The organism is Pseudomonas caricapapayae (assembly GCF_001400735.1).
GTDB lineage: Bacteria > Pseudomonadota > Gammaproteobacteria > Pseudomonadales > Pseudomonadaceae > Aquipseudomonas > Aquipseudomonas caricapapayae.
The window spans coordinates 1-2,073 of the sequence record NZ_LJPW01000088.1 but is presented as its reverse complement, the minus strand read 5'-3'; the positions used below and the strand labels follow the sequence as shown (position 1 = coordinate 2,073).

Here is a 2,073-nt window from a genome sequence, read left to right as displayed (position 1 = left end):
CCAGCGTACGCTGGACCGAAGTGACGGAAGAGGGCTTTGCCGGAGGCGAGGTGATACCGCAGAGTTACGACGGCTCGGACGCCAGCCTGGATCAGTTGCGCAACAACGTGCTCAAATCCGGACAGGTCGGGAGACTGGTCGCCAACGATTTCAGGTCGAGCATCATCGATGTGCCGCTGCAGGAGTCCTACCCGGACCCGGCAGACCAGGGCAGGTTGCTGGCCCTGGACTACCAGCAATTCTCCCATCAGCTTGAAGAGAAGATTCGCGACAAGTACCAGGCGCAGAACCCGAACATCAAGATTCACATCGTCGGTTTCGCCAAAAAAGTCGGCGACCTGATCGATGGCCTGTTCATGGTAGTCATGTTCTTTGGCATTGCCTTTCTGATCACGCTGGTATTGCTGATCTGGTTCACCCGATGCATTCGCAGCACCATCGCCGTACTCAGCACCACACTCATCGCAGTGATCTGGCAACTGGGGCTGATGCATGTCGTCGGCTTCGGCATCGATCCGTATTCCATGCTGGTGCCGTTCCTGATCTTCGCGATCGGTATTTCTCACGGCGTACAGAAGATCAACGGTATCGCCCTGCAGTCCAGTGAGGCTGACAATGCCCTGACCGCTGCACGTCGCACGTTTCGCCAGCTGTTCCTGCCCGGCATGATCGCGATTCTGGCCGATGCAGTGGGGTTTATCACGCTGCTGATCATCGACATCGGGGTAATCCGCGAACTGGCCATCGGTGCGTCCATCGGCGTTGCGGTGATCGTGTTCACCAACCTGATTCTGTTGCCGGTGGCGATTTCCTACGCAGGCATCAGTAAACGGGCGGTGAACCGCAGCAAACAGGATGCGGTCTGCGAGCATCCTTTCTGGCGACTGCTGTCGAACTTTGCCAGCGCAAAAGTCGCGCCGGTATCGATCGTATTGGCATTACTGGCCTTCGGTGGCGGGCTCTGGTACAGCCAGAACCTGAAGATCGGCGATCTGGACCAAGGAGCCCCCGAGCTGCGTCCGGACTCGCGCTACAACAAGGACAACGCGTTCATCATCAATCATTACTCGACCAGTTCCGACGTGCTGGTGGTCATGGTCAAGACACCGCCCGAGGGCTGTTCGGCGTATTCGACCCTCTCGGCGATCAACGAACTGGCGTGGAAGATGGAGAACACCCAGGGTGTGCAGTCGGCCATTTCGCTGGTGACCGTTTCCAGACAGGTCATCAAAGGCATGAACGAGGGCAATCTGAAATGGGAAAGCCTGTCGCGCAACAAGGACGTGCTGAACAACTCCATCGCCCGCGCCGACGGCCTGTACAACACCGATTGCTCGCTGGCACCGCTGCTGGTATTCCTCAATGACCACAAAGCCGAAACCCTCGACCGCGCGGTGCACGCCGTTCAGGACTTCGCCAAAGACAACGACACGCCGGACTTGCAGTTTCTGCTGGCTGCCGGCAACGCCGGGATCGAGGCGGCGACCAACGAAGTCATCAAACAGTCCGAGCTGGTGATTCTGGTGCTGGTGTACATCTGCGTGGCGGTCATGTGCATGATCACCTTCCGCTCATGGGCAGCCACCCTGTGCATTGTCCTGCCGCTGGTACTGACCTCGGTACTGGGCAACGCACTGATGGCGTTCATGGGCATTGGCGTCAAGGTCGCGACCTTGCCGGTGGTGGCGTTGGGAGTGGGCATCGGTGTCGATTACGGCATCTACATCTACAGCCGCCTGGAAAGCTTCCTGCGCGCTGGCCTGCCGTTACAGCAGGCTTATTACGAAACGCTGAAATCCACCGGCAAAGCCGTACTGTTCACCGGCCTGTGCCTGGCAATCGGTGTGTGCACCTGGATCTTCTCGGCGATCAAGTTCCAGGCCGACATGGGCCTGATGCTGACCTTCATGCTGCTGTGGAACATGTTCGGAGCACTGTGGCTGCTGCCCGCGCTGGCGCGGTTCCTGATCAAGCCAGAGAAGATGGCGGGGAAGGTGGGGAATTCGTTGTTTTCGCATTGAGGTTGGGGCGGCCTGTAACCCGGTATCCTTTTAACGATGACTTACGCCTCAA

Annotated in this window: 1 protein-coding gene; it reads left to right on the top strand. The window is 58.3% G+C overall.

Annotated elements, in window-relative coordinates:
- Nucleotides 1–2,021, top strand: a 2,021-nt coding sequence (locus ALO80_RS13140; RefSeq protein ID WP_055009331.1) for an efflux RND transporter permease subunit, incomplete at its 5' end; no start/stop codon positions are given.
- Nucleotides 2,022–2,073: the final 52 nt, after the last annotated feature.